At 51.0% G+C, this 1,239-nt stretch carries 1 rRNA gene; it reads right to left on the bottom strand.

The window, feature by feature from the left end:
- A 16S ribosomal RNA gene (locus AP059_RS00025) occupies positions 1-904 on the bottom strand; the annotation flags it as partial.
- Between the last annotated feature and the right edge of the window lie 335 nt (positions 905-1,239).

The following is a 1,239-nucleotide window of genomic DNA, read 5'->3' as shown; positions in this document are numbered from 1 at the left end:
AGTTTTAACCTTGCGGCCGTACTCCCCAGGCGGTCAACTTAATGCGTTAGCTTTGAAAAACAGAACCGAGGCTCCGAGCTTCTAGTAGACATCGTTTACGGCGTGGACTACCAGGGTATCTAATCCCGTTTGCTCCCCACGCTTTCGTACATGAGCGTCAGTGTTGACCCAGGTGGCTGCCTTCGCCATCGGTATTCCTTCAGATCTCTACGCATTTCACCGCTACACCTGAAATTCTACCACCCTCTATCACACTCTAGTTTGCCAGTTCGAAATGCAGTTCCCAGGTTGAGCCCGGGGCTTTCACATCTCGCTTAACAAACCGCCTGCGTACGCTTTACGCCCAGTAATTCCGATTAACGCTCGCACCCTCCGTATTACCGCGGCTGCTGGCACGGAGTTAGCCGGTGCTTCTTCTGTCAGTAACGTCACAGCTAACGGGTATTAACCGTTAACCTTTCCTCCTGACTGAAAGTGCTTTACAACCCGAAGGCCTTCTTCACACACGCGGCATGGCTGCATCAGGCTTGCGCCCATTGTGCAATATTCCCCACTGCTGCCTCCCGTAGGAGTCTGGGCCGTGTCTCAGTCCCAGTGTGGCTGATCATCCTCTCAAACCAGCTAGGGATCGTCGCCTTGGTGAGCCATTACCTCACCAACTAGCTAATCCCACTTGGGCCAATCTAAAGGCGAGAGCCGAAGCCCCCTTTGGTCCGTAGACATTATGCGGTATTAGCAGTCGTTTCCAACTGTTGTCCCCCACCTCAAGGCATGTTCCCAAGCATTACTCACCCGTCCGCCGCTCGTCAGCAAAGTAGCAAGCTACTTTCTGTTACCGCTCGACTTGCATGTGTTAGGCCTGCCGCCAGCGTTCAATCTGAGCCATGATCAAACTCTTCAGTTCAAACATCTTTGGGTTTTGAGAAAACCCTAAACTTGGCTCAGCAATCGTTGGTTACATCTTTGATTTCTCGCGGAGTAACTTGTGATGCTGATAATCTTTTTGACTATCAGTCTGACTCCACAAGCACCCACACGAATTGCTTGATTCAGTTGTTAAAGAGCGGTTGGTTAAGCTTTCGCTCAACCGAGGCGCGCATTCTACAGCAGCCTCTGTTGCTGTCAAGCGGTTATTTCAGAAGATTTCAAAGTTTCCCTTGTAACTTCAACCACTTGCGCTTTCGATCTCTCGTTAGCGGGAGGCGAATTCTACAGCGTTACACGCTGCTGTCAACACCT

Origin of the sequence: Pseudomonas sp. TAA207 (assembly GCF_001529285.1) — a bacterium.
Taxonomy (GTDB): Bacteria; Pseudomonadota; Gammaproteobacteria; order Pseudomonadales; family Pseudomonadaceae; genus Aquipseudomonas; species Aquipseudomonas weihenstephanensis.
This window is presented reverse-complemented; position numbering and strand designations above follow the sequence as displayed.